This window comes from Rhodococcus sp. SJ-2, from assembly GCF_053750035.1.
Genome location: NZ_CM132340.1, coordinates 2399047 through 2423214, shown reverse-complemented (window position 1 = coordinate 2423214; position 24168 = coordinate 2399047). Strand labels below are relative to the sequence as shown.

The 24168-nt window shown below is 66.1% G+C and carries 21 protein-coding genes; 8 read left to right on the top strand and 13 right to left on the bottom strand.

What is annotated here, in order from left to right; all coding sequences use genetic code 11:
* Positions 1-57 precede the first annotated feature (57 nt).
* The 4 genes from ACSYG9_RS11340 to ACSYG9_RS11325 all read right to left on the bottom strand — a co-directional run bounded on the left by ACSYG9_RS11340 (position 58) and on the right by ACSYG9_RS11325 (position 5701).
* Positions 58-1980, bottom strand: a complete 1923-nt coding sequence (locus tag ACSYG9_RS11340) for a glycosyltransferase (protein ID WP_454842510.1) — start codon at positions 1978-1980, stop codon at positions 58-60.
* The gene (glf, locus tag ACSYG9_RS11335) at positions 1977-3197 is read right to left on the bottom strand and encodes a UDP-galactopyranose mutase (protein ID WP_454842507.1); all 1221 of its coding nucleotides are present in this window, start codon (positions 3195-3197) and stop codon (positions 1977-1979) included. Before glf ends, ACSYG9_RS11340 begins: the two co-directional genes overlap by 4 nt.
* A gap of 74 nt (positions 3198-3271) precedes the next feature.
* Positions 3272-4027, bottom strand: coding sequence for a TipAS antibiotic-recognition domain-containing protein (locus ACSYG9_RS11330; RefSeq protein ID WP_440127242.1), 756 nt, complete (start codon positions 4025-4027; stop codon positions 3272-3274).
* Positions 4028-4144: 117 nt separating this feature from the next.
* Positions 4145-5701: a SpoIID/LytB domain-containing protein gene (locus ACSYG9_RS11325; RefSeq protein ID WP_440127241.1), complete on the bottom strand. Its 1557-nt coding sequence runs from the start codon at positions 5699-5701 to the stop codon at positions 4145-4147.
* A gap of 304 nt (positions 5702-6005) precedes the next feature.
* On the opposite strand from ACSYG9_RS11325, the gene ACSYG9_RS11320 reads away from it, so the two are divergent.
* A complete protein-coding gene (locus tag ACSYG9_RS11320) occupies positions 6006-8084 on the top strand; it encodes an N-acetylmuramoyl-L-alanine amidase (RefSeq protein ID WP_440127240.1) in 2079 nt (692 codons plus the stop codon).
* A 24-nt stretch (positions 8085-8108) separates the two neighbouring features.
* Here the strand turns inward: ACSYG9_RS11320 and ACSYG9_RS11315 are convergent, their stop codons facing one another.
* Positions 8109-8930 carry a Cof-type HAD-IIB family hydrolase gene (locus tag ACSYG9_RS11315; protein ID WP_440127239.1) on the bottom strand — a complete coding sequence of 274 codons (822 nt, stop codon included), beginning with the start codon at positions 8928-8930 and terminating at the stop codon, positions 8109-8111.
* Positions 8931-8934: 4 nt separating this feature from the next.
* Entirely contained in the window at positions 8935-9750 is an 816-nt protein-coding gene (locus ACSYG9_RS11310) for a lysophospholipid acyltransferase family protein (protein ID WP_454842503.1), read from the bottom strand.
* Positions 9751-10038: 288 nt separating this feature from the next.
* Here ACSYG9_RS11310 and ACSYG9_RS11305 point away from each other — a divergent pair, with 288 nt between their 5' ends.
* The 3 genes from ACSYG9_RS11305 (at position 10039) to ACSYG9_RS11295 (ending at position 13857) form a co-directional block, all read left to right on the top strand.
* Entirely contained in the window at positions 10039-11634 is a 1596-nt protein-coding gene (locus ACSYG9_RS11305) for a Rieske 2Fe-2S domain-containing protein (protein ID WP_454842937.1), read from the top strand.
* A 99-nt stretch (positions 11635-11733) separates the two neighbouring features.
* Positions 11734-12720 carry an ABC transporter substrate-binding protein gene (locus ACSYG9_RS11300; RefSeq protein WP_454842501.1) on the top strand — a complete coding sequence of 329 codons (987 nt, stop codon included), beginning with the start codon at positions 11734-11736 and terminating at the stop codon, positions 12718-12720.
* A gap of 120 nt (positions 12721-12840) precedes the next feature.
* Positions 12841-13857: an alpha/beta hydrolase-fold protein gene (locus tag ACSYG9_RS11295; RefSeq protein ID WP_440127236.1), complete on the top strand. Its 1017-nt coding sequence runs from the start codon at positions 12841-12843 to the stop codon at positions 13855-13857.
* Here the strand turns inward: ACSYG9_RS11295 and ACSYG9_RS11290 are convergent.
* Positions 13826-14788 (bottom strand): hypothetical protein, encoded by a 963-nt coding sequence (locus tag ACSYG9_RS11290; protein WP_440127235.1) that lies wholly within the window; start codon positions 14786-14788, stop codon positions 13826-13828. The two genes, ACSYG9_RS11295 and ACSYG9_RS11290, sit on opposite strands and share 32 nt — an antisense overlap.
* Before the next feature lie 24 nt (positions 14789-14812).
* Positions 14813-15985 (bottom strand): MFS transporter, encoded by a 1173-nt coding sequence (locus ACSYG9_RS11285; RefSeq protein ID WP_454842498.1) that lies wholly within the window; start codon positions 15983-15985, stop codon positions 14813-14815.
* A 146-nt stretch (positions 15986-16131) separates the two neighbouring features.
* Between ACSYG9_RS11285 and ACSYG9_RS11280 the strand changes: the two genes are divergently transcribed.
* Positions 16132-16629: a hotdog fold thioesterase gene (locus ACSYG9_RS11280; protein WP_440127233.1), complete on the top strand. Its 498-nt coding sequence runs from the start codon at positions 16132-16134 to the stop codon at positions 16627-16629.
* Positions 16630-16633: 4 nt separating this feature from the next.
* Here the strand turns inward: ACSYG9_RS11280 and serS are convergent, their stop codons facing one another.
* Both serS and ACSYG9_RS11270 read right to left on the bottom strand, forming a co-directional pair.
* Entirely contained in the window at positions 16634-17896 is a 1263-nt protein-coding gene (serS, locus tag ACSYG9_RS11275) for a serine--tRNA ligase (RefSeq protein WP_440127232.1), read from the bottom strand.
* 11 nt (positions 17897-17907) lie between these two features.
* Positions 17908-18300, bottom strand: a complete 393-nt coding sequence (locus ACSYG9_RS11270) for an ankyrin repeat domain-containing protein (RefSeq protein ID WP_440127231.1) — start codon at positions 18298-18300, stop codon at positions 17908-17910.
* Positions 18301-18347: 47 nt separating this feature from the next.
* On the opposite strand from ACSYG9_RS11270, the gene ACSYG9_RS11265 reads away from it, so the two are divergent.
* Positions 18348-19397 carry a septum formation family protein gene (locus ACSYG9_RS11265; RefSeq protein WP_440127230.1) on the top strand — a complete coding sequence of 350 codons (1050 nt, stop codon included), beginning with the start codon at positions 18348-18350 and terminating at the stop codon, positions 19395-19397.
* A 13-nt stretch (positions 19398-19410) separates the two neighbouring features.
* Positions 19411-19749: a metallopeptidase family protein gene (locus tag ACSYG9_RS11260; RefSeq protein ID WP_169689234.1), complete on the top strand. Its 339-nt coding sequence runs from the start codon at positions 19411-19413 to the stop codon at positions 19747-19749.
* 47 nt (positions 19750-19796) lie between these two features.
* Here the strand turns inward: ACSYG9_RS11260 and ACSYG9_RS11255 are convergent, their stop codons facing one another.
* Positions 19797-19958: a hypothetical protein gene (locus ACSYG9_RS11255; protein WP_440127229.1), complete on the bottom strand. Its 162-nt coding sequence runs from the start codon at positions 19956-19958 to the stop codon at positions 19797-19799.
* Positions 19959-20156: 198 nt separating this feature from the next.
* Here ACSYG9_RS11255 and ACSYG9_RS11250 point away from each other — a divergent pair, with 198 nt between their 5' ends.
* Positions 20157-21116 carry an NAD(P)H-dependent flavin oxidoreductase gene (locus tag ACSYG9_RS11250; protein ID WP_454842496.1) on the top strand — a complete coding sequence of 320 codons (960 nt, stop codon included), beginning with the start codon at positions 20157-20159 and terminating at the stop codon, positions 21114-21116.
* Positions 21117-21193: 77 nt separating this feature from the next.
* On the opposite strand, the gene ACSYG9_RS11245 is transcribed toward ACSYG9_RS11250, so the two are convergent.
* Together ACSYG9_RS11245 and ACSYG9_RS11240 are read right to left on the bottom strand one after the other, a co-directional pair.
* Positions 21194-22732, bottom strand: a complete 1539-nt coding sequence (locus ACSYG9_RS11245) for an AMP-binding protein (protein ID WP_454842495.1) — start codon at positions 22730-22732, stop codon at positions 21194-21196.
* 24 nt (positions 22733-22756) lie between these two features.
* Positions 22757-24106 carry an MFS transporter gene (locus tag ACSYG9_RS11240; protein WP_454842494.1) on the bottom strand — a complete coding sequence of 450 codons (1350 nt, stop codon included), beginning with the start codon at positions 24104-24106 and terminating at the stop codon, positions 22757-22759.
* Between the last annotated feature and the right edge of the window lie 62 nt (positions 24107-24168).

Below are 24168 nucleotides of genomic sequence, written 5' to 3'. Positions count from 1 at the left end.
GCGCGCTCGCGGTCGATCGTCACGGTGGCGGTGCCGTCACCGGACGGGACAGTGACGTCATCCCTCGATACCGAAGACATGTTCCCACTCCTTCTTGCTGGTCAGGGCGGGAACCGCCTCCCGGTAGCGCCTCTTGAGCTCCGGGAAACGTCGTGCAAGTTCGCGCCGCAACCGCAGCGCTTCGGTCAGCAGCGCCTGTGCCTGCGCGCGGTCGCGCTTACGGTAGACGACGCCCCGGCCGTCCGCGGTGGTCACCGTCACGCCGTCGACCTGCGACAGCAGGAACCACCGTGCGTCGATCGTGGGCACGTTGAGCTGCGGCCGGGTGTGATGCTCCGGGTTCTCGGAGCGCACGCTGTGCAGCACGCCCTTCGCGAGTCGTGAGATCTTCGCGAGTGTGCCCTCGGGCAGCCCGACGGCCCCGACTTCCGCGCCCGACGGCAGCGGCAGTTCGGTCGACGAAGGCAGCACGCGAGCGTCGGAGAAGTTCTTCCGCAGCGCGTGCACGTCACCGAGTGCCTTGGGAAGTAGCTCGAAGAGGTTCTCGGGGCCGGCGAGGAAGTCCTCGATGGCCTTGTTCTGGATCGCGACGGTCGAGTACTCGAGGCACACCAGGTGCTTGATGGTGGCCTTGACCGTGTCGAGGACCATGCCCTTGCCGTCGCCCGGCATGTGCAGGGCGGCGACGACGAGGCGGTTGCGCAGGTGGAAGTACGCCTGCCAGTCGATGGCGTCGTCCTTGTCGCTCCACGCCATGTGCCAGATCGCGGCGCCGGGCATCGTCACCGTGGAGTAGCCGGCGGCGCGGGCACGCAGCCCGTATTCGGTGTCGTCCCACTTGATGAACAGCGGTAGCGGCTGCCCGATCTCCTCCGCGACGACGCGCGGGATCATGCACATCCACCAGCCGTTGAAATCGACGTCGATGCGGCGATGCAGCAGTTTCGAGTTCTCGCGGTCGCGCAGCGGATACGCGGAGAAGTCGTGGTCGTATTCGACGTTCGGGGCCGCCGTCCACATGAAGACCGACCGGTCGACGACCTCACCCATCGTGTGGAGGTGGCTGCGCTCCTGCAGGTTGAGCATCTGCCCGCCGACCAGCGTCGGGGACTTGGCGAACCGTGAGAACGCGAGTGCGCGCAGGATCGAGTCGGGTTCGATCTCGATGTCGTCGTCCATGAACAGGATGTAGGGGGCGGAGGTGGTCTTCAGCGCCTCGTACATGATGCGGCTGTAGCCACCGGACCCACCGAGGTTGGCCTGGTCGTGGATGACCAGCCGGTCGCCGAACGGCGCTGCCGCCTCGGCGAAACCGTCCTGGTCACGAACCTTCTTGGTGCCCTGGTCCGGGATGATCATTGCGTCGATGACATCCATCACCAGCGAATCGGACGCCAGCGCGCGCAGCGCCGCGACACAATCGGCCGGACGGTTGAACGTGGGGATACCCACCGCGACCGAGGCTTTGCCGGGTGCCTCGACCGGCGCGAACCAGCCTGCTGCGTGGACGGTGACGTCGGTGTCGGTGGTGACGTCGAACCAGATCCATCCGCCGTCCTCGAACGGGCCGAGATCGGTCTCGAGTTCGAGGACGACGCCGGTGCCCTCGAACTCACGGCCCTGCACGTGGATGCGGCTCGAATCTGCCTTACTGCGATAGATGTCGATTCGACCGTGACCAGTGAGCTCGAGTCGCAGCACCACCGAGTTCAGCGTGCTCCACCGACGCCAGTAGCTCGCGGGGAACGCATTGAAATAGGTGCACAGCGACACCTCGGACTCGGCACCGATGTTCAGCTCGGTTCGGCTCGACGCGTGTGCCCGTCGCGCGTTGGTGGACGATTCCTCGATGTAGAGGGTCCGCACATCCAGAGGTTCACCCGGTCGAGGCAGGATGATCCGCTGGAGCAGCGCTTTACCGAGCGAGTCGCTGTCCGATGCGTCGGGCGCCGGCGCGACGGTGGTGGTCGATCGGCTCATGAGGCATCCCCCGCGATCGGCGCACCCGATTCGAAGTGCGGCGCCACAGTGTTGTCGAACATCGTCAACGCGCTCGCGATCGCCATGTGCATATCGAGGTACTGGTAGGTGCCGAGACGGCCACCGAACAGCACCTTGTTCGCCGCAGCTTCCTTCTTGGCGAGCTCACGGTAGGCGGCGACCTTCGCGCGGTCGTCGGACGTGTTGATCGGGTAGTACGGCTCGTCCTCGTCCTCCGCGAAACGCGAGAACTCACGCATGATGACGGTCTTGTCCGCCGGATACGTGTCGCGTTCGGGGTGGAAGTGCCGGAACTCGTGGATGCGGGTGAAGGGCACGTCGGCGTCGTTGTAGTTCATCACCGGAGTTCCCTGGAAGTCACCGGTGGGCAGGACCTCGGTCTCGAAGTCCAGGGTTCGCCAGCCGAGCTTGCCTTCGGCGTAGTCGAAGTAGCGGTCGAGCGGACCGGTGTAGACGACGGGTGCGTCGGGGCTCGCGCCGCGGATGTCGTCGCGTACCTCGAACCAGTCGGTGTTCAGACTGATCTCGATCTTCGGATCCTTCGCCATGTTCTCGAGCCACGCGGTGTAGCCGTCGACGGGCAGACCCTCGTAGGTGTCGTTGAAGTAGCGGTTGTCGAACGTGTACCGCACGGGCAGGCGGGTGATGTTGCCTGCGGGCAGTTCCTTGGGATCGGTCTGCCACTGCTTGGCGGTGTAATCGCGGATGAATGCCTCATAGAGGGGACGGCCGATCAGGGAGATCGCCTTCTCCTCGAGGTTCTGGGCGTCGGCGGTCGAGATCTCGGCGGACTGTTCCTTGATCAGTGCCCGCGCTTCGTCAGGGCTGTAGTAGCGCCCGAAGAACTGGGAGATCAGGCCGAGGCCCATGGGGAACTGGTAGGCCTGACCGCCATGCTTCGCGAATACGCGATGCTGGTAGCCGGTGAAGTCGGTGAACTGGGTGACGTAATCCCAGACCCGCTTGTTCGACGTGTGGAACAGGTGGGCACCGTACTTGTGGACCTCGATTCCGGTCTCCGGTTCGGGTTCGGAGTACGCGTTGCCACCGAGATGGTGGCGGCGTTCGACCACGAGGACCCGCTTCCCGAGCTGCGTGGCCGCGCGCTCGGCAATCGTCAGTCCGAAGAATCCGGAGCCGACGACGATCAGGTCGTACTCACCGGGAGAGGGCTGGGGCGCTGATGCAGCAGTCACGGAGAACCAGGGTAACGACCTTGTCACCCCGGTGCCCTTTCGGTCCGTCGGCGGGTCCCGAAAGGGCCGGGTGATCAGAGGTAATACTGCAGGGAGGCGCGTACGAACTCGGCGCCAGCGGTGCCGCCGTAGTTCGCCGCGAACCGGTCGTCCTCGACGTACATATCGGCGAGGCCGAGCACATAGTCACGCAGGCCGGACTGGTCCGCGCCGTGAGCGGGCGTGCCCGGAACGGACGACAACCATTCGATGTGACGGCGTACGAGGTCCTGGGCCTGCTCTCCGTGCGGGTCGAGACCCGCCTGAGCCGCGGCCGCCCAGTCTGCGCTCAGCCGGGCGACGTGCGACTGCCAGTCGCGCCGTTCGTGCTCGCTCAGCCCGCGCCACCACCGGTCGCCGGTGGCGTACGCCCGCGCGCCCCAGCGTTCGGTCACCTCTTCGCGGTATTGCGTGTGATCGAACCCGTCGAATACTTCGGTCGCCATGAGTTCTTCTCCTTTCTCTGTTTTCTCGAGGGTCGCGCGAACCGCCCGGATTCGGCGTTCGAGTTGGGTTCGCTCGTGTTGGAGCATCTCCAGATGAGTACGCAGCGCACCCGCCGTATCCCGGCGGTCGGCGAGGGCGTCGCGGATCGCGGGTAGTCCGAGACCGAGGTCGCGCAGCAGCAGGATCCGCTGCAGCCGAACCAAGGCATCCGAGTCGTAGAAGCGCATCCCGCTGCGTCCCGTGCGACTCGGCGGGAGCAACCCGACGTCGTGGTAGTGCCGCAGGGTTCGGCTGGTGACTCCGGCCTCCCGGGATAGCTCCTGGATCGACCATTCGCGCCCCATGTTCGCCCCTTCGGTTCTGCTCGATACCCAGCGTGCATCTTGACGCTGCGTCAATGTCAAGCAGCCGACATTTCCGGGACGAGCAGCCGACCTTCCGGCGCTGCGCTTCGGCCTGCGCTATTCGGCGCTTCCGGTGCTCGGGAACCAGTCACGCAGGAAGCTCGACTCGATGACCTGGGCGCCGAGATCGGGGGTCCAGACGATCGCGCCGCCGGTGAAGATGCGGAACTTGCCGCGTTCGTCCGGAAGCATCAGTTCGGGTCCGACGGGCGAGCCGAGAAGGCCCTCGACCCCGCCGAGTTCGAGGTACTTCGACTGGATCTCCGAACTGTCACCGGTCTCGAACCGGAGGGCCCCCACCTCGGTGTCGATCTCCGGCGCAGGCGTCGGCGGAGGCACCGCTGCTTCGGCGCCTTCCTGCACGCTGAACCAGTCGGACCGCAGACCGAGTTTGGCACGTGCCTCGGCACCGGTGGTCTCGATCGTCCGGTCGGAGCCGATCACGCGCACCTGGGTAGCGCGACCTCCCGCGTCGCCGAGGTTGTTGCGGGCGATGACCTCGATGTTCTGGAGTTCCCCGACGCCGAATGCCGTGCCGATCTCGCCGGCGGTGACCGTCTTGGCCCACTGCCGGTTGGGTGCGACCCTGTCGCCGAGGTCCTCGACCGGAGGAAAGGTTCCGCCCGCGCTGTACCCGCCGGTCGATGCCGAGAATTCGCTGCGGACCACCGCGCCGTCCTTCATCAGCGCCTGTCCACGGGTGGTGCGAATGGCGTCATCGGTCCGGGGATCCTCCGTGCCGGAACCGCCGTACACCTGGCAGCTCGTCGTGTCGCAGGTCTGCCACTTCTCATTGCGCTTTTCTGCGAGGGCGTACGAGCGAGCCGCGATGGCCTGTGCACGTAGCGCTTCAGCCCCGCCCGTGTCGGCCCAACCGGGCAGGGCCTCGGCGGGAACGACACTGCGGAGGTAGTCCTCGACGTTCAGACGATTGACGGTGCGTGCGGCGTCTCCTTCGAGCGCCACACCGATCGCGCCGCGGTAGGCGGTGTCGCCTGAGCAGAGCTTGAGGTGTTCCTCCCTGGGACGATCCTCGCCGAGATCCACCGGGTCGACCCATGGCATATCTGTGGCGCCCTGCCACAGCACGTCGCCGCTGCAACCGGCGGTCACCACGACGTTCGCACCCCCGTCTGCGTTCGGGGTGAGGTGGGCGGCCTCCCCTGGGCCGACCTGCCTGCCCGCGACGGTGAGGCCTGCGTCGGAGTAGACGTCGAGGCTGTGGTCGTCGAGTCCAGAGAGACGCACGGCGATCATGGAGTCTTCGACGGTGCCCAGCGTGGTACCGCCGTAGTAGTGGCCGACGATGCGCTCGGCCGTCCAGCCGTCCTGCGCGTAACCGTAGGCGCCCCACTGGCCCATGCCGCGACCGTGGCCGTGGCCCTGACCGCTGAAAGTGAAGGGTGTGTCGGCGGAGACGGCCTGCCGGACCTCGGGACCGTCCGAGCCGCTGCTGACGAGAACGCCGACGGCCGCGCCTGCGAGCAAGGCAGGCGCGATACCGACCACAGCGGCACGTGTCGCGATCGGGCGCCATCCGTTGCGCAGCGGCCGGCCGAGGACGACACGCCGTCTACGAATTTTTCCTTTGCGACGAATCGACTGTCGTGCCATGCGCTGCGCTCCCTTGTTCTCGCATTTCCGCTGATCACGCGGACGACTGTCCGCGTCATCGCCCGCTCTCACGGATCGGACATCCCGAGACCGATGCTCAAGCTCAGGTTGAGGGTTATGGTTGGCTGTGTCTAGTGTGACAAGAGTGACGAGGTATCGCAACAAATGTCACAACAGCAACAATGGCATCACAAGTTGCCTTCATCAGCGGCCTCTTCCAGCACGAAGCGGGCTCGAGGATGTTGGATTCCGACGAGTGATATCGACCGTCCGAACCGCGCACAGCAACAGGGAGTAGCAAACAGTGCCGCATCGCCGCCCGAAGCCGTCGATCGTCCTGGGTGCCGTCGCCGCCCTGGCCGTCGCAACACCTTTCGCGGTGTCCGGCTTCACCAATGACCAGACCGAGATCCGTCGGACCAGTGATTCCGTCGAAGCGGTTGCGCCCACGATCGCTGAGGTCGTACTCGCATCGGTCCCCGATCTCGTGATTCCACTCGAAGAGCTGACCGGGCTCAACCTGCCCGACATGAGCCTGAAAGAGATCGTCCAAGGCCTCCCCGAGATCACTACTGCACCCGATCCGGCAGGCGGGCCGGTCGGTCAGGTGGGGGCGGTCGTAAAAGAGCTCACCCAGGACACCCCGTTCAGCCTCGTCGCACTCACCGCAAGCGACATCGCCGACACGGACGCGATGATCCGCGCGCAGAACGAGGACGGCACGTGGGGTCCGTGGGCTGCGACCGAGCCCCTCGAGTCCTCTCGCAACGACACCGCAGGCGACGCGCGCAGAGGCACCGAGCCGATCTTCGTCGGTGCGACCAATGCCGTTCAGGTCCTGCTGACGCCCCGACCGGGTCCGGAGCCGAACCTCGCCGGTGCCGAAGCGCCGCCGGAGGAAGCGCCTGCGCCGCCGGCCCCCGAGGCGCCCGCTCCCCCTGAAGCTCCCGCGCCGGCAGAGGCACCCGCAGAGGCACCCGCACCGGCAGAGCCACCTGCACCGGCGGAAGCACCGGTTCCCGACGCGGCACCCGCAGAGGGCACACCCGAACTCGGTTACGTGCCTGCCTCGTCGTCTCGCCCGCTGCACAGCCAGGACCCGGCCCAGGCCCTCGCCGACAGCGTCAGCGCTGTGCTCATCGATCCGGGTACCAGCCCCGCCGACGCCACCCTCGAAGACATCGCGGGCCCAGTGGGCGACTCCGGCCTCAAGGTCATCACCCGCTCCCAGTGGGGCGCCGACGAATCGATCCGGTGCGACGAACCCACCTACGACGACTCTCTCGGCGGTGCCACCGTGCACCACACCGCAGGAAGCAACGACTACTCCAAGGCGGAATCCGCCGAGATCGTGCGCGCGATCTACGCGTACCACGCGCAGACGCTCGGCTGGTGCGACGTGGGCTACAACGTGCTGGTCGACAAGTACGGCCAGGTTTTCGAAGGTCGTGCAGGAGGGCTCGACCGCAACGTGCAGGGCGCCCACGCGGGCGGCTTCAACGAGAACACGATGGGTATCGCCATGATGGGCGACTTCTCATCTGCAACACCGCCCGATGCGACCCTCAACGCCGTGGGCAAGTTCCTCGGCTGGCGGCTCGCGAAGGCCGGGCTCGATCCCAAGGGTCACACCACGATGTACTCCGAGGGCACCTCGTTCACTCCGTACCCGCGGGGCGCGGCCGTGGACCTGCCGATCATCTTCGCGCACCGCGATGTCGGCAACACCAGTTGCCCCGGCGACGGCGGATACGCCCAGATGGACAAGATCCGCGACATCGCCGCGAGCGCCGCAAAGGGCACGAGCCCGAGCACCGATCTGGCAACGGACGGCCCACCGCCCGCGCGTGGTGCTGTACCCGACACCGATGCCGGCGTGCCGGCAACCGGATCGGCCGAGAACGTCCAGAACCTCGTGCAGGAACTGATCCGTCTCGCCGACAATCACCCGCTGGCCCAGAAGTGGATCGCCGAAGGCGGCGAGACCGGACGTCTGGGTACGGCCATGACATCGGTCCTCCCCGCGAAGGGTGGATTCGAGAGCGCCCAGTTCGTCAACGGTGCCATCTACTCCTCGCCCAACGGCGGGGTGTGGACGGTGCTCGGCGAGATCTACAAGGCGTGGCAGAAGTCCGGGCTCGACGCTGGTGAGCTGGGGTTGCCCACCAGCGACGAGTACCGGGTGCCGGACGGTTGGCGATCGGACTTCGAGTTCGGTTCGCTGATCTTCAACGAGGTCACCGGTGTCGTCACCAAGGTGCTCCGCGCTTACAACGACGCCTACGAGGAGTCGATGCGGGAACCCGCGGCCGCTCCGGTCGCGCCGGAACCTGCGCCGGCACCGGAAGCCCCGCAGGCACCTGAACCGGTGCCTGCAGGCTGACCTTCGATCACCGGCAGAGTCAGGTCACTGCCACCAGCGTTCGAGGATGCGGGCAACCCCGTCCTCGACGTTGGTGGCAGTGACTTCGTCTGCGACCGATTTGGCCTCGGGATGTGCGTTTTCCATCGCAACACCGTGGCGCGCGATCGACAGCATCGGAATGTCGTTGGGCATGTCACCGAATGCGACGAGATGATCGAAGGACACCCCCAGGTGGCGAGCGGCCTCCTGCAACCCCGACGCCTTCGTCACCCCCGCAGCGGAGATCTCGATGAGACCGTTGTCCGTCGAGAACGTCAGGTCGACGAGCCCGTGCAGTTTCGGCAGGAGCGCCTCGGCCATCGCGGCGCTGCTGGCACCGGGCAGCCGGATCAGCAGTTTGATGGCGGGCGCCGCGATCACGTCGTGCTCGGCGAGTTCGGTGTTGTCCGGATTCAGCCACGCATGCTCGTAACCCGGCGAGCTCACGAACTGGGGTGTCGCAGCGTCGTGCGCGCTGGCCCCCACTCTTTCCGCCGCCAAACCGCTACCCGGAAGAACCGTCTCCGCGACCTCGGCGAGCCAACCCAATTCGTCGGTGGTGAGCACCGCGGCACTGAGCACCTGGTCGGTCGCACTGTCGTAGAGGACAGCACCGTTGGCGCACACCGCGAGCGGTGCGTACCGAAGCTGGTCGACCACCGGTGCGATCCACCGCGGCGGGCGTCCGGTCGCAAGAACGAACGGTGTTCCGGAATCGACCACGGCGTGGACCGCCGCACGGGTGCGGTCGGAAATCCGTTCCGTGTCGTCGATCAGGGTTCCGTCGACATCGGACGCGACAAGACTCGGACGCTGAGGGCTCACTCCGTCATTGTGCCGAAGGCGGGTTTCCGCTCGCGCCCGGCTCTCCCCCACTGCCGTCGCGGCCCTCGCGCCGGGCGCGCTCCGCTTCCTTGCGGGCACGACGTTCCGCCGCGACACGCGCGTCGTCGGCGTTCGCTTCCTCCGGCGTCGGAGCCGATCCACCGAGCCGCTCGGGCACCCAGTAGGCACCCGGCTCGTGGCGATAGTCCTGCTGCGCTTGCTTCAGCATCCGGTCCATGGTGGCGCGCAGCTCGGCGGTCATCTCGGCGGCGGGCTCGAACGGTTCGATCGGAGCCCCGACGACGATGGTGATGGGGGTGTTCGTCCGGCCGAGTCGCTTGGGATGTCCCTTGGTCCACACCCGCTGTGACCCCCACAGCACCATCGGTACGACGGGCACACCGGCTTCGAGTGCCATCCGTGCCGCGCCCGACCTGAACTCCTTGAGCTCGAAGCTGCGGCTGATGGTCTCCTCGGGGAACACACCGACGAGATCACCCCTGCGAAGCGCCTCGACCGCCAGCCGATACGAATCGCCTGCATCACCGCGGTCGACGGGGATGTGCTTCATGGCGCGCATCATCGGCCCGGAGATCTTGTTGTCGAAGACTTCCTTCTTCGCCATGAACCGGATGTACCGCTTGGTTTCACGCGCGGGAATGCCCGCGTAGGTGAAGTCCATGTAGCCCGTGTGATTCATCGCGATGACCGCACCCCCGGACGCCGGGATGTGCTCCGCCCCGGAGATCGTGAATTTCAGGCCTTGCGCTGCGAACAGTGTGCGTGCCACGCCGATGATGGTCCGGTAGAAGGGTTCCACGTCGCCAGCGTAGCCGGGTCCACCGCATCGGACCGACCGCGATCGACGTCAGAGGCGAGAGCGAACCCGAAACATCCGCGGTCACGGTCGGTGACGTGCCCGGCGACGTTCTCACCTGCCGACGACGCCTACGGGAGTGTGACGATCCCCGTCGTCGGGGCAGGAATGGCTCGTGACCTGGTTGTCTACGTCACAATCGCGTCGGACGGGTACTGCCTGGACGCAGTGGACCGATCGGCGCCCCCTACCCTGGTGGTCACGTCGGTCAGCACGTCAGGAGGCAACGAAGTGCAGATCACCAGTGTCGGACACGCAGGTTTCCACATTCGGACAGAGGCCGGGTCCATCCTGTGCGACCCCTGGATCAACCCCGCGTACTTCGCATCGTGGGTGCCGTTTCCCGACAACACCGGGCTCGATTGGGAAGAGCTCGGCAACGTCGACTACCTGTACGTGTCGCACCTGCACAAGGATCACTTCGATCCGGGCACGCTGAGCAAGTACGTCGACAAGGACGCGACGGTGCTGCTGCCGGACTACCCGGTGCCGGATCTGCGGCGTGAACTCGAGGCACTGGGCTTCACCAAATTCTTCGAGACCACCGACTCCGTGAAGCATCGGATCTCCGCTGCGGGTATCGAGGCCGCTCCGCAGGCCGCGGTCGGACCGGGCGAGCTCGACATCATGATCATCGCGTTGCGCGCACCCGCCGATGGGCCGATCGGTGACTCGGGTCTGGTCGTCTCAGACGGCTCGACCACCGTGTTCAACATGAACGACGCGCGCCCGATCGACATGGATCCGATGCACGAGGCGTTCGGCCACATCGACATCCATCTGCTGCAGTATTCGGGTGCCATCTGGTATCCGATGGTCTACGACATCCCGAAGAAGACCAAGGCCAATTTCGGCAAGCAGAAGCGTCAGCGTGGCATGGACCGTTGCCGCAGTTACATCGAGCAGGTCGGAGCCACCTGGATCGTGCCGTCCGCAGGGCCGCCGGTGTTCCTCGACGACGATCTGCGCGACCTCAACGACGACCACGGCGACGAGGGGAACATCTTCCCCGACCAGCACGTGTTCCTCGAACAGCTGCGCATCCACGGGCGCGACGGCGGCCTGCTCATGATCCCGGGGTCGACGGTGGATCTGGTCGGCAAGGATCAGATGACCCTCACGCATCCGATCCCGGACGAGCAGGTCGATGCGATCTTCACCGACAAGGCCGCCTACATCGAGGACATGGCGAAGCGGTTCGCGCCGATCATCGCGGCGGAGAAGGCCACGTGGGCTCCCGCCGAAGGTGAGCCGTTGCTGCCCGCGTTGAAGGCGAAGTTCGAGCCGATCATGGCGCAGTCCGATCTGATCTGCGACGGTATCGGTTACCCCGTGGGTCTGGTGTTGGGCTCGGGCGACGACGCCGAGACCGTCGTGCTGGATTTCCCGAAGCGGGTGGTGCGGGAGCCCATCGAGGGAGAAGGCAAGTACCGCTACGGGTTCCGCATCGCACCGGAGCTGGTGCGGACGGTTCTGCGCGACGACGAACCCGACTGGGTCAACACGATCTTCCTGTCCACCCGTTTCACGGCGTGGCGCATCGGCGGGTACAACGAGTTCCTGTACACGTTCTTCAAGTGCCTCACCGATGAGCGAATCGCCTACGCGGACGGCTGGTTCGCCGAGGCGCACGACGACACGGCGTCGATCGAGCTGGGCGGCTACGAGATTCAGCGTCGCTGCCCGCACCTGAAGGCCGATCTGTCGAAGTTCGGCGTGGTCGACGGCACCACCCTCACCTGCAATCTCCACGGCTGGCAGTGGGATCTCGACTCGGGTCGCTGCAAGACGTCCAAGGGTCACGAACTGCGCAGCAGCAAACTCTGATGCCGGTCGTGTGGTTCCGGTAGTTCCGGCTACCGGAACCACACCCCATCTGCTCAGGTTAGGCTTACCTCCCGTTTGCTGGTCATCGAGGAGGTCTACATGAGATTCGGTCGGATTGCCGTCTCACTCGCCGCAGTTCCGCTGCTGTTCGTCGCGGCATGTTCGTCGGGTTCGTCGGACGCTGCGTCGTCGGCCGATGACGCAGCGGCGGTCACGGTGAGCCATCTGTTCGGCGAGACCACGGTCGAGGGCACACCCGAGCGAGTGGTCACCCTGTCGGTGTCCGACAACGACGCAGCCCTCGCGTCCGGTGTCGTTCCGGTCGCGATGGCGCAGTCGGTGGTCAAGCCGGTCATGCCGTGGACCGAGGAAGCGATCACGGAGCTCGGCAGCGAGATCCCGCCGCTGCTCGACTTCGGGACCGAGGTCCCGGTCGAGGAAGTCGCGTCCTACGAGCCCGATCTGATCCTCGCGACCGGCCTCGAGCTCACCGACACCGTCTACGAGCAGCTCGCAGCCATCGCTCCCACCCTGGCCCGCGCCGAAGCCGAGCAGGCCGACACGTGGGCCGAGCAGTCCCAACGCGTCTCCGAGCTGTTCGGTACTCGCGAGGACATCGACGCCCAGATCGAGGCCACCGAATCCGAACTAGAGGCCGCTGCCGAACGCAATCCGGAACTGAACGGCGCCACCTACGTCGTGTCCCTGCTGCACTCCGCCGATCAGGCAGGTCTGCTCACCGGACCGGACTCCGCCACGAGTCAGCTGCTCGGCAGCCTCGGTCTCGTCCCCGCGCCGGAGACCGAGAAGTACGTCGAGGAGGGCAAGGACAACCAGCTCAGCCCCGAGAACCTCCGCCTCCTCGAGGCGGATGTGCTCATCGGTTACTTCCCCGACACCGGTCTGCGCGACACGTACTACGCGATGCCGGTGTTCAATTCGCTGAACGTGGTCGAAGGCGGCCATCACTACCAGCCGACCGACGAAGAATGGCGTGGTTTCCGCTCGACCAGCCTGCTGAGCATGGCATGGCTCGGCCAGGAACTACCCGACAAGATCGCAGCCGCGATCCGCGGAGAGGGCTGACCGGACTTGTCCGAGAACACCACCGTTCCCGCGCCCTCGCCGAGGAAGCGACGACCGGCCCCCGATCGTTCCGTCCCCACTCCGACTGCCGTCCGCGATGCCCTGCAGGGTGACCGAACCGTGGTCTTCACCTCCGACGGCCCCGACTGGATAGCGACGTTCGCAGTGGGTGACGCCGCATTGCCACCCTCGACGACCGCAGTCTTCCTCGACGTCAACTGCGTCACCGACCGGAGCCGGATTCCCGCAGGAAGCATGTTCCGCGACACGGACTCACGGTTGTGGATCCTGTCCGTTCGGGTTCCGGCCGGCTGGCGTGGCGCGTACACATTCATTCCGTCGAACGCACCACTGACGGTTCCGGAAGGCGACGTGAACCAGCGTCAGTGGTGGATCGACTTCCGCCGGGGCGCCATCGGATCGTTCGAAGGAGCTGCCCCCGACGCCGAGCCACAGCGACTCCGGACGGGCGCACTCCCGGAAGGCATCCTCACGACAGAAACAGTGGAGCTCGACGGCACCCCGCGTCGCGTCGGCACCTACGTGCCGCCCGTGCCCGGTCACGGCACCGTCGTGTTGTTCGACGGCGACGAGGTCCGCCGCCACCGGGTGCTCGCCGCGTTCGACGATCCCGAGAACGCCCCCGCGCGGGTGCTCGTCGTCGACCACGTGAGCGCCGACGGTCAGGAACGCAATGTGCGGGCATCGGACCTGACCGCCAACCCGCGCTTCCGCGACGAGCTACTCGCATACGCGGGCGAGCCCGTGACGGTGGGTGGCTGCTCGTACGGCGGACTCGCGTCGATGTTCTTCGCGTTGACCCGGCCCGATGCCGTGCGCGGCGCAGCCTGCCTGTCACCGTCGATGTGGTGGCACGACGAACAGGGGCACGATGTTCCGACACTCGCGAAGGCCGACAACGGCGGCGACGTGCCCATCCTCAGCGAGGTGGGTTCACTCGAGTGGATGATGCTCGACGAGGTCGCCGACGCCACCGATCGACTGGCCGCAGCCGGCCACCCGATTCGTTCGGGGACCTTCGCGGGTGGTCACGACTGGGTTCAGTGGCGCGAGCGGCTGCCCGCCCTGATCACAGAACTGCGGGTCACACAGTCGGGACGCTCGGAATCGGTGTGACCGCAGGGCGCGGTGCGAACGCCGGCACGAGCAACAGCACCGCGCCGCCTGCGATCAGCGCGAACGGCCACCACTGACGGTCCCCGGCCTCCACGGTGGGTTCGGCGGCCTGCGCGTCACCGGACTTCGGCAGCGCCTGCGTCGCGTCCCGGACATTGCCCGAGATGCTCTGCACGACATTGCTCACCGGTCCGACACCCGCCACGAGCTGGCCGGTGCCGTCGGTCAGTTGCCTGCCACCGTCGTCCAGCAGGATCAGGCCGTCGCGCAACTGCCGCGACCCGTCTGCGGCCTGTGTCATACCGGCGACGAACTGTGCGTTCGGATCGGTCAGTTCGTAGGCGAGTTGCTGCGCGCCGCTGCGCAGCTGCCCGAGCTGGTCCATGGTCTCGGGTCCCAGACCCTGGGTGTTCAGCATGTCGACCAGCCCTCTGATCTCCGCCGACGCCGAGCTCGACACGGGGTCGCCGGACAGATCGAGTGTGTCGGCGACGCTCGTGAGCTGCGTGGTGACACTGCCCTGCATCTCACCGAATCCGGTGAGCCGGGTGACCACCTCGTCGACGCCCCCGCTGATCTGGGAGGCTCCGTCGCCGAGCAGACCCACGCCGCCCTCCAGCTGGTCGAGTCCGCCCGCGAGCTGCTCTCCTCCCGCCCTGGCCTGACCGAGTCCGTCGGCGAGTTGCTGCGCGCCGTCGTCGAGTTGGCGGCTGCCGTCGGTGAGCTGGCCGACGCCACCATCGAGGATCGACAGCGGGAGACTCGCCTGTTGCAACGTACTGCGGGCGTCGTCGACTCCGGTGCCGGCCGTCTCCTGTTCGGCAACGGTGACGGTGGCCTCCGGCGAATCGAGATAGGCGAAGATCGAGCCGGCGCCGACAAGGGCCGCCCCGGAAACTGCGGTGATCATGGTGAGCAGACGTGCACGCATGTGCGTCGAGGCTAGAGCCTCCGGTTAAGAAGCTGCTGAGGAGCCCCGATCGGGTAGCCATCGGACGGCAGTGATACCTACCACGAGCAGCGGCAACACCGTCGACACCACGAGCGCAGACAGCGGAATCCAGGCCGAGCCCACCGCGAACCACGCGAACACAGCAACCGACATCACCTCGCTCGTCAGCCCCATCACCGAGGTCACCGTGGCGCGGGTGCGACCCGACATCGTGGCCTGCAGACGGGCCTCGGCGACGATGGCGGTGTTGTGCAGAGCGCCGTACCCGAGTCCGATCGCGATGAACCCGCCGACGCCGCCCACCATCGCGCCGGCCGCCAGGAGCAGCGCCCCCGCGATCACGAGCACACCCATCACCCGTCCGCTCATCGAGGCGGTCCTGCCCGCGGCCGCAGCACCGAGCACCTGACCGGCCACCGTCAGCGCCACCAGAACAGGTACCTGCTCGATGGGCGCACCACCTTCCCGCGCGAGCAGGCCGAAGTACTCGTCGAACGCAAGACACGCGAGCAGTGCCGCAGCCAGGATCACCGCGCGGCGTACCACCTTGTCGGTGCGCACTTCGCTCGTGCCGTCCCGCAGCGCCGAAATGTAGCGGACGAGCAGCGTGTCGCCGGTGCTGTCGAGATCGTCTGCCTCCATCGAACGGGGCGCACACGGCAACGTGAGCACAAGCAGCGTGTTCGCGACAATGACCCCGATCGACACCCACCCGACCAGCGCATAGCCTCCGAGCTCGAACAGCGGGGACGCTGACAGGATCGCGACGAACACGCACACCATCTCGCCTGCGTTCGCATACCCCATCACCGCGGCGTATCTATGTTCGACGTGACCGGGTTCGACGTCACCGGGTTCAGCGCTGCACGCCGTGAGTTCGTCGTAGACGAGCGCCTCGAACGTGCCCGATTTCAGGGATTCACTGACACCCCACAACACGAACCCTGCCGCGAACCCCCACACCGTGGGCCAGACCATCCAGATCGTGAAGGTCGCGGTGAACAGGACGCCACTGCCGAGCAGCAGACCACGGCGCGACACCGTATCGGCCCACGCGCCCGACGGAACCTCCGAAACGAACGCAACAACGGACCACAGGACGAACAACAACGAAATACTGCCGGTGCTCAGGCCGTGGTCTTCGAAAAGCAGCGCGTAGAGCCCGTAGAGCGGCACGAGTTCGCGAGTGGCCGCGTAGGCGACCGCCCGGACGGACAGGGAAGTCGAACGGTCGAATCAACATCGTCGGCGCATGGATCCAGCATGACACCGGATCTCGCGGGTGTCACGAGCGAGATGACTGTCCGATACCGTCGTCAGTTGTGAGCAAGGACAACGAACAGAACCGGCAACGCACCTACACCTGGGACGATCCGGCGCCCACGTCGGCCGCCAACCGCGACATGCAGGGACTCGACTTCCTGCGCGGTCTCATCGACGGCAGCATTCCCCATCACCCGACATCTCGGACACTCGGCTTCACCGTCACCGACGCGCGGGAGGGGTTCGTCGAGATCACCCTCGAGGTGCAGGAATTCCACGCGAACGCCGTGGGCAGCGTGCACGGCGGAGTCCTCGCGACCCTCTTCGACACGGCGATGGGCTTCGCGGTGTCGAGCACTCTCGATGCGGGCGTCGGATATACGACCCTCGATCTGCAGGTGCGCTACCTGCGAGGAGTACAGCCCGGCCATGTCCTTCGCGTGCACGGATTCTGCGAACACGCAGGGCGCCGCACTGCGACCGCGCGCGGCGAAGCGCGCGACGAACAGGGACGGCTGGTGGCGACCGGCTCCACCTCGTGCCTGATCCTGAGCTGACCCGCTATCGGACGGGCTCCAGGACCTCTCGTCCGACGAACGGAACCAACGCAGGCGGAACCTTGACGGTGCCGTCGGCCTGCTGATGGTTCTCGAGGAGCGCGACGAGCCAGCGTGTCGTGGCCAGCGTTCCGTTGAGCGTCGCGGCGGTCTGCGGTTTGCCGTTCTCGTCGCGATAGCGAACACCGAGGCGACGGGCCTGGAATGTGGTGCAGTTCGACGTCGACGTCAGTTCGCGGTACCGCTCCTGAGTGGGAACCCATGCCTCGCAGTCGAACTTCCGGGCAGCCGAGGATCCGAGGTCGCCGCCTGCGACGTCGATGACCCGGTACGGCACGTCGATCGCGGCGAGCATCTCGCGCTCCCACGTCAGCAGCCTCTGGTGCTCTTCCGTCGCGTCCTCGGGCTTGCAGTAGACGAACATCTCGACCTTGTCGAACTGATGCACGCGGATGATGCCGCGGGTGTCCTTGCCGTAGCTGCCTGCCTCGCGGCGGAAGCACGACGACCAGCCCGCGTATCGCTTCGGGCCGCCGGACAGGTCGAGGATCTCGCCCGAGTGGTAGCCGGCGAGCGGCACCTCGGAGGTACCGACCAGGTACAGGTCGTCGTCCTCGAGGTGGTACACCTCGTCGGCGTGCTGCCCGAGGAAGCCGGTGCCCCGCATGATCTCGGGGCGCACCAGCACCGGCGGGATCATCATGGTGAAACCGTTGGCCGTGGCCTTCTGCGCAGCGAGCTGGAGCAGACCGAGCTGCAGGAGCGCACCGTAGCCGGTGAGGAAGTAGAAGCGCGCACCGGAGACCTTGGCACCGCGTTCCATGTCGATCAGGCCCAGCGACTCACCGAGCGTGAGGTGATCCTTCGGCTCGAAGTCGAACGTCGGCAGCTCCCCTACCGTCTCCAGGGTGACGAAATCGTCCTCTCCGCCGGCCGGAGCACCCTCCTGGACGACGTTGGAGATCGCCATGTGCGCCCGCTCGAGCGCCTCCTGCGCGGCGTTCTGCTCGGCTTCGAGCGTCTTCACCTGGGCCGCGAGTTCCTTCGCGCCGTCGAGCAGTGCGGGCCGCTCCTCCGGGGACGCCTTGCCGACCTTCTTACCGAGCGCCTTCTGCTCGGCGCGGGCGTTGTCACCCGCCAGCACAGCGGCGCGACGGGAGGCATCCGCATCGAGCAGCGCATCGACGAGGCCGGGATCCTCGCCTCGGGTGCGCTGCGAGGCGCGAACGGTGTCGGGATTCTCGCGGAGGAACTTGAGGTCGATCACGAAGGTGAAGCCTACCTTTGCCAGAGCTGCAGGTAGTCTTCGCGCCCGAACATCTTCGCCGCATCCACCGCGGTGGGCTGCCCGCCCATCGGATCAGCGCCCGCCTCGGTGAGGATCCGCACGACCTCTTCCTCGCCCTTGAACACCGCGCCTGCGAGCGGAGTCTGACCGCGGTCGTTCGCCCGGTTCACATCCGCGCCGTGGTCGATGAGAACGCGCACCGCAGCGGCGTTCCCGCGGTAGGAGGCGAGCATGACGAGCGTGTCACCGGCTCCGTTCGTCAGGTTCGCGGGGACACCTGCCTCGATATACGTCGCCAAGGTCTCGCTCTCGCCTGCGCGCGCAGCATCGAAGCAACGCTGCGCAATCTCCTGGATGCGGGGATCGATCTGGTCGTCGGCCATGAACCGACGTTACCCGGGCGGGCGGTACCAGGGCATGATGGGAGGTGATGGCCGAAGACAAGAAGAAGAAGCCGGTACGGCGTCCGCCGTCAGCCCAGCTGACGCGGCGCGCGTTGGTATTCGTAGCTGCGGGCGCGGTCCTCGCCGCGATCGCGACGTTCGTCGTCGCGGGTTTCGAGGGCACCGATACCGTCGACGGAAACAACAGCGGTGCGTCCCCGTCGACCGGCGCCGTCGCCGGTGACGCGTTCGGCACCTCTACCAGCGGAGACTGCCTGAGCTGGACGGCGCTCGATGCGAGCGACCTCACGAAGGTCGATTGCGAGCAGACCCACCTGTTCGAGGTGGTCCAGGACATCGACCTGAGCATCTTCCCCGGGGCGGAATGGGGACCGGGTTCACGTTTCCCGTCGGTCATGCGGTTCACCGAACTCCGCGACGAGCAGTGCGCACCTGCGGCAATGGACTACCTGGGCGGACACTTCGATCCGCACGGAAAGTTCAGCATCGGGCTGATCAATCCCGGCGAAGCGGGCTGGGCAGCCGGCGAACGGACGCTGCGCTGCGGGCTGCAGTTCTCGTCGACCACCGGCAACCTGCTGCCCATCGAGGGCAGGGTCGCCGACCAGGACCAGTCCCGCGCGTGGGACGTCGGCCTGTGTATCGGCATCAACAACGGGGTCCCGGCCGATCCCGTCGATTGCGCGAAGCCGCACGCCTTCGAAGTAGTTGCGACGGTGGACCTGTCCGAGAACTTTCCGGGCGGACTGCCGAGCATCGAAGACCAGGATGCCTATCTAGAGCAGACCTGCACCGAGCGGGTGAACGAGTACCTGGGCGACCCGGAGGCGCTGCGGAACAAGACGCTGACGCTGTTCTGGGACAATTTGAACTTCGACAGCTGGCTGGCGGGCAGCCGCAAGGTCAACTGCTCTGTCGGTAAGCAGGTAGAGGGCGGTGGATTCGCTTCCATCACGGGCAGCGCGAAGGGCGACATCCTCATCGATGGGCAACCGCCGATTCCGCCGCCTGCGCAGCCCGAAGGCAGGTCGCTTCCCACGCCGCTTCCCGGCGCGGCTCCCCTGCCGGGGGCCTGACCCGATGGTGAAGATGAGTGATGAGCGCTTCGACGGACTCGTCTCCGACGCTCTCGACGAGATTCCCGCGGAACTCACACGGGCAATCGACAACGTGGTGGTGCTCGTCGAGCCGCGACACGAGGACGAGCCGGACCTGCTCGGTCTCTACCAGGGGATCGCGCTCACCGAACGCGACAGCCACTACGCCGGGTCGCTACCCGACACGATCACGATCTACCGCGACGCGATCCTCGACATCTGCGACACCGACGACGATGTGGTGCACGAAGTCGCGGTGACGGTCGTGCACGAGATCGCGCATTATTTCGGAATCGAAGAGGAGCGCCTCCACCAGCTGGGCTGGGGGTAGGCGCTCGGACTCTTGCTCGGTCGGGCTCTTGCTCGGTCGGGCCGGGGTCAGACGCGGGCGGGCGTGTTCCGCTCGACCTCGGCGTTCTTCTTGTCCGAGGCAAGCATGAAGTGGGGGCCGATGGTCGACGCCACGAGCAGGATCAGGCAGCAGGCGACTACGACGGCAACACACGCGACCACGATGACCATGCCGATCAGTTCAAACATGCCCGATTACCTCCACACTCGACGTAACAGTGACGTGCGGTGACCACGACACTCCAACGTCCACCTTAACCGCCCGCCCTGGCAAGGCCGCGACCGGCGTCGGACCCATCATGATTTCCCGTCGATCACCCTGGGTTCTACGCTCAGCACATCTCTGTCCGAAGCCTGTGAGGGGTCCGAATCTGTGAGGGAGAGCCTGTGAGTCTGCCGCCCGCCCTGCAAGACCGGCTGCGTCTGCCGCTCGTCGCGTCGCCGATGTTCATCGTGTCGAACCCCGATCTCGTCATCGCACAGTGCACGGCGGGCATCGTCGGCTCGTTCCCGTCGCTGAACGCGCGACCCCAGTCGCAGCTACGTGAGTGGCTCACCCGGATCACCGAGGACCTCGCCAAGCACGACGCGAACAATCCCGACGCGCCGTCGGCACCGTACGCGGTGAATCTGATCGTGCACCGGTCCAACGACCGTCTCGAGCAGGATCTCGCGACAGTCGTCGAGTTCGAGGTTCCGATCGTCATCACCTCGCTCGGTGCGCGCACCGATGTCTACGACACCGTGCACTCGTACGGTGGCATCGTGCTGCACGACGTCATCGACAACCGCTTCGCACGGAAGGCCATCGAGAAGGGTGCCGACGGCCTGATCGCGGTCGCCGCAGGCGCGGGCGGGCACGCCGGCACGCAGTCGCCCTTCGCCCTGCTCCAGGAGATCCGCGAGTGGTTCGACGGACCGCTGCTGCTGTCGGGGTCGATCGCGCACGGCAACGCTATCCTCGCGGCGCAGGCAGCCGGTGCGGACCTCGCGTATGCCGGGTCGGTGTTCATCGCCACCGACGAGGCGAACGCCGTGGACGGCTACAAGCAGATGCTCGTGGACTCGACCGCGTCGGACATCGTCTACTCGAATCTGTTCACGGGCGTTCACGGCAACTACCTACGTGGCAGCATCGAGGCTGCGGGCCTCGACCCCGACAACCTCGCCGAGTCGGATCCGTCGGCGATGAGCTTCGGCTCGGACGACAGCACCAAAGCGTGGCGCGACGTGTGGGGAGCGGGCCAGGGTGTGGGCGCAATCGACTCGGTGGTTCCCGCGGCAGACGTCGTCGAGCGCCTGAGTGCCGAGTACGCGGGGGCCCGCCGACGTTTGTCACTCCGGTAATCGAAGCGTCGAGGGCATCAGGCCGGTTCATCGTCACCTGCACGAAGCCGGCGACCGGGTCGAGATGACGACAGCGGTCACGACACCGTCTTCTGCGAGTAGCGGTCGCGCAGCAGCCGCTTGTACAGCTTGCCGGTGGCGTGACGAGGCAACTCGTCGACGAAATCGATCCGGCGTGGGCATTTGTAGGTCGACAGTTTCTCCCGGAGGAACGCGAGCAGTTCTTCCTCGAGCGCGATGTCGCTCCGCACGCCCGATGCCGGCTGCACTACCGCGTGTACGACTTCACCGAGTTCGTCGTGTGGGATACCGAACACCGCAGCATCGGCGACCTTCGGATGTACGACGAGTACGTCCTCCGATTCGCGCGGGTAGATGTTGACACCGCCCGACAGGATGAGATCGGCGCGCCGATCCGACAGGTAGAGGTAGCCGTCCTCGTCGAGGTAACCGAGGTCGCCCACCGTCGTCCAGCCGATCTCGTTGCGGGCTGCCGCGGTCTTCTCCGGATCGTTCAGATACTCGAACATCAGCCCGCCGTCCGACCAGATCGTGCCGGACTCCCCCGGTGGCAGTTCCTCCCCCGACTCGTCGAGGATGTGCGCGGTACCCAGGATCGATCGCCCCACGGATCCCGGGTGGGCCAGCCACTCGTGCGAATCCAGAGCGGTGAACAGGCTGTTCTCTGTCGACGAGTAGTACTCGTGGATGATCGGTCCGAGCCAGTCGATCATGGCTCGTTTGGTGTCCGGCGGACACGGCGCCGCGGCGTGGATGACCACTTGCAGCGACGAGACATCGTATGCGGTGCGTTGCTCCTCCGGGAGTTTGAGCATCCGGATGAACATGGTGGGAACCATCTGGGTATGGGTCACCCGGTAGCGTTCGACGAGTTCGAGCGCCTTCTCCGGATCGAACCGCTCCATCACGATCGCGGTACCGCCGTACCGGTGCACCGTCATGGTGAAGCGTAGCGGTGCAGCATGATACAGCGGCGCTGGGGACAGGTACACGCTGTCCCGGCCGATCCCCCACTGGGTGTGCAGCAGACCGGCCACACCCGGCGGCGTCCCGAGCGGGTGGAGCGGCAGGTCTGCCACGACGCCCTTGGGCCGACCTGTGGTGCCGGACGAATACAGCAGATCCACACCTTCACGCTCGTCCGGAACCACTGTGGGCGCCACGGACTCCTGTTCGACCGCCAGATTCTCGAATCCCCGGGCAGCCTCGTCCACGGTGAAGCGGTGCTGCATTGCCGGGGTCAGATCTGCGGCATCGGCTGCCGCGTCGAGATAGCGCCCGCTGGTGAACAGCGCGCACGCTCCGGAATCCCCCAGGATGTATGCGATCTCATCCGGCAGCAGACGCGTGGACAGCGTGACGTAGCGCAGTCCGATGCGCTGTGCCGCCCACGCGACCTTCGGAAACGACGTACAGTTCTCCATCAATACGGCCACGCAGTCACCGTGCCGAAGACCTTTGGACCACAACATTTTTGCCATATTTCGCGAGTCTGCGACGAGCTCGCCGTAGGTCACGACGGCACCGGTGTCCGCCATGATGTACGCGGGACGACCGGGGTCGGCCGCAGCGTGGGTATCCGGGAAGTCCAGCATCTGTCTACTCCTGGTCGTATCGGGTCAGGCTGCGTCCGCAGACTCGTGCGGCCGGGAATACCTCCGCACGATTGCGACCAGGCACAACAGTCCGACCGCGGCGGAGAGCGCGAGGAATACGCCTACCTTCCACGCATTGCCGGCCTCACCGTTGATGAGCAGCACCATGACCATCGGAGCGAAGCCGCCGATGATGGCCGAGATCTGGTAGCCGAGCGATGCTCCGGAGAAGCGCACCTCGGGCGGGAACAGCTCCGAGAACAACGTTCCCTGGGTGCCTGTCTGGAGCGACATCGCGACAACGCCGACGATCACCGCAACCGCGAACGGCCACACTGTGTCCGGCCCGGACGCCCCGATCAGCAGCCACATCGGCACACCCCACACCATCATGGCGACGGTACCCGCCCCGAAGACGAGCTTCCGACCGATACGGTCCGACAGATAACCGAACAACGGCACCAACGGGATCTGGAGAAGGCACGCGATGAGGATGAACGTGAGCACGGTCGAGCGACCGAGGCCGAGATAGGTCGTCGCGTACTGCACCGAGCCGGTGATCATCGTGTAGAAGAAGATGACACCGATCGCGTTCGAGCCCGCGGCCATGAGTACCGTGCCCGGATTCTTGCGCAGCACTTCGACGATCGGAGAGCGACGGGCAGCCGGAGCCTCCTCGAGTTTCGCAGCGATCTTCTTGAACTCGGGGGTCTCTTCCAGGTAGCGATGGATCGCGAACGCCACCGGCAGCATGACGAGGCTGATCCAGAACGGGATGCGCCAACCCCACGACAGGAACGAGTCCTGGGCGACGGTTGCGGTGAGTATCAGGAAGACGACGTTGCCGAGGACGACACCGATCGGAACGCCGAGCTGGGCGAAACTACCGAAGAATCCGCGACGATTCGCGGGGGCGTTCTCCGTGGCCAGCAGGACTGCGCCGCCCCACTGCGCGCCGACCGCCAGTCCCTGACAGATACGCAGGGTGACCAGAAGCATCGGTGCAAGCCAGACGATCTCGGTGTTCGGAACGAAGCCGATCAGGGATGTTGCGACCGCCATGAGCACGACGGCAGCGACGAGTACGGGTTTACGCCCGACTTTGTCACCGAAATGCCCGGCGAGGATACCGCCGATGGGCCGCGCGATGAATCCGACCGCGACGGTGGCGAAGGAGTTCACTGCCGCAACGACTTCGTTGCCGGTGGCGAAGAACGTCACGTTGAACACGAGCGCAGCGGCCGTCGAATAGATGAAGAAGTCGTACCACTCGAGCGATGTGGAGATCGCGGCGGCAACTGCGGCGCGACCGGCACGAGGGGCCGGACCCGCCGGCGTACCGAGTGGTTGTTCGTGGATTTGTGTTTCGGACATCGTAGGTCCTCGTTTTCGAACCAGAGGGAGGTTGGGAGATGGGGAGCGTCAGTGTTCGCCGA

What these genes read in the sequence shown, in the direction of transcription:
- ACSYG9_RS11265 (WP_440127230.1), top strand. Translation starts at nt 18,348, where the DNA reads ATGGCCGAAGACAAGAAGAAGAAGCCGGTACGGCGTCCGCCGTCAGCC.
- ACSYG9_RS11270 (WP_440127231.1), bottom strand. Translation starts at nt 18,300, where the DNA reads ATGGCCGACGACCAGATCGATCCCCGCATCCAGGAGATTGCGCAGCGT.
- ACSYG9_RS11240 (WP_454842494.1), bottom strand. Translation starts at nt 24,106, where the DNA reads ATGTCCGAAACACAAATCCACGAACAACCACTCGGTACGCCGGCGGGT.
- ACSYG9_RS11325 (WP_440127241.1), bottom strand. Translation starts at nt 5,701, where the DNA reads ATGGCACGACAGTCGATTCGTCGCAAAGGAAAAATTCGTAGACGGCGT.
- ACSYG9_RS11245 (WP_454842495.1), bottom strand. Translation starts at nt 22,732, where the DNA reads ATGCTGGACTTCCCGGATACCCACGCTGCGGCCGACCCCGGTCGTCCC.
- ACSYG9_RS11260 (WP_169689234.1), top strand. Translation starts at nt 19,411, where the DNA reads ATGAGTGATGAGCGCTTCGACGGACTCGTCTCCGACGCTCTCGACGAG.
- ACSYG9_RS11255 (WP_440127229.1), bottom strand. Translation starts at nt 19,958, where the DNA reads ATGTTTGAACTGATCGGCATGGTCATCGTGGTCGCGTGTGTTGCCGTC.
- ACSYG9_RS11290 (WP_440127235.1), bottom strand. Translation starts at nt 14,788, where the DNA reads ATGCGTGCACGTCTGCTCACCATGATCACCGCAGTTTCCGGGGCGGCC.
- ACSYG9_RS11340 (WP_454842510.1), bottom strand. Translation starts at nt 1,980, where the DNA reads ATGAGCCGATCGACCACCACCGTCGCGCCGGCGCCCGACGCATCGGAC.
- ACSYG9_RS11300 (WP_454842501.1), top strand. Translation starts at nt 11,734, where the DNA reads ATGAGATTCGGTCGGATTGCCGTCTCACTCGCCGCAGTTCCGCTGCTG.
- ACSYG9_RS11330 (WP_440127242.1), bottom strand. Translation starts at nt 4,027, where the DNA reads ATGGGGCGCGAATGGTCGATCCAGGAGCTATCCCGGGAGGCCGGAGTC.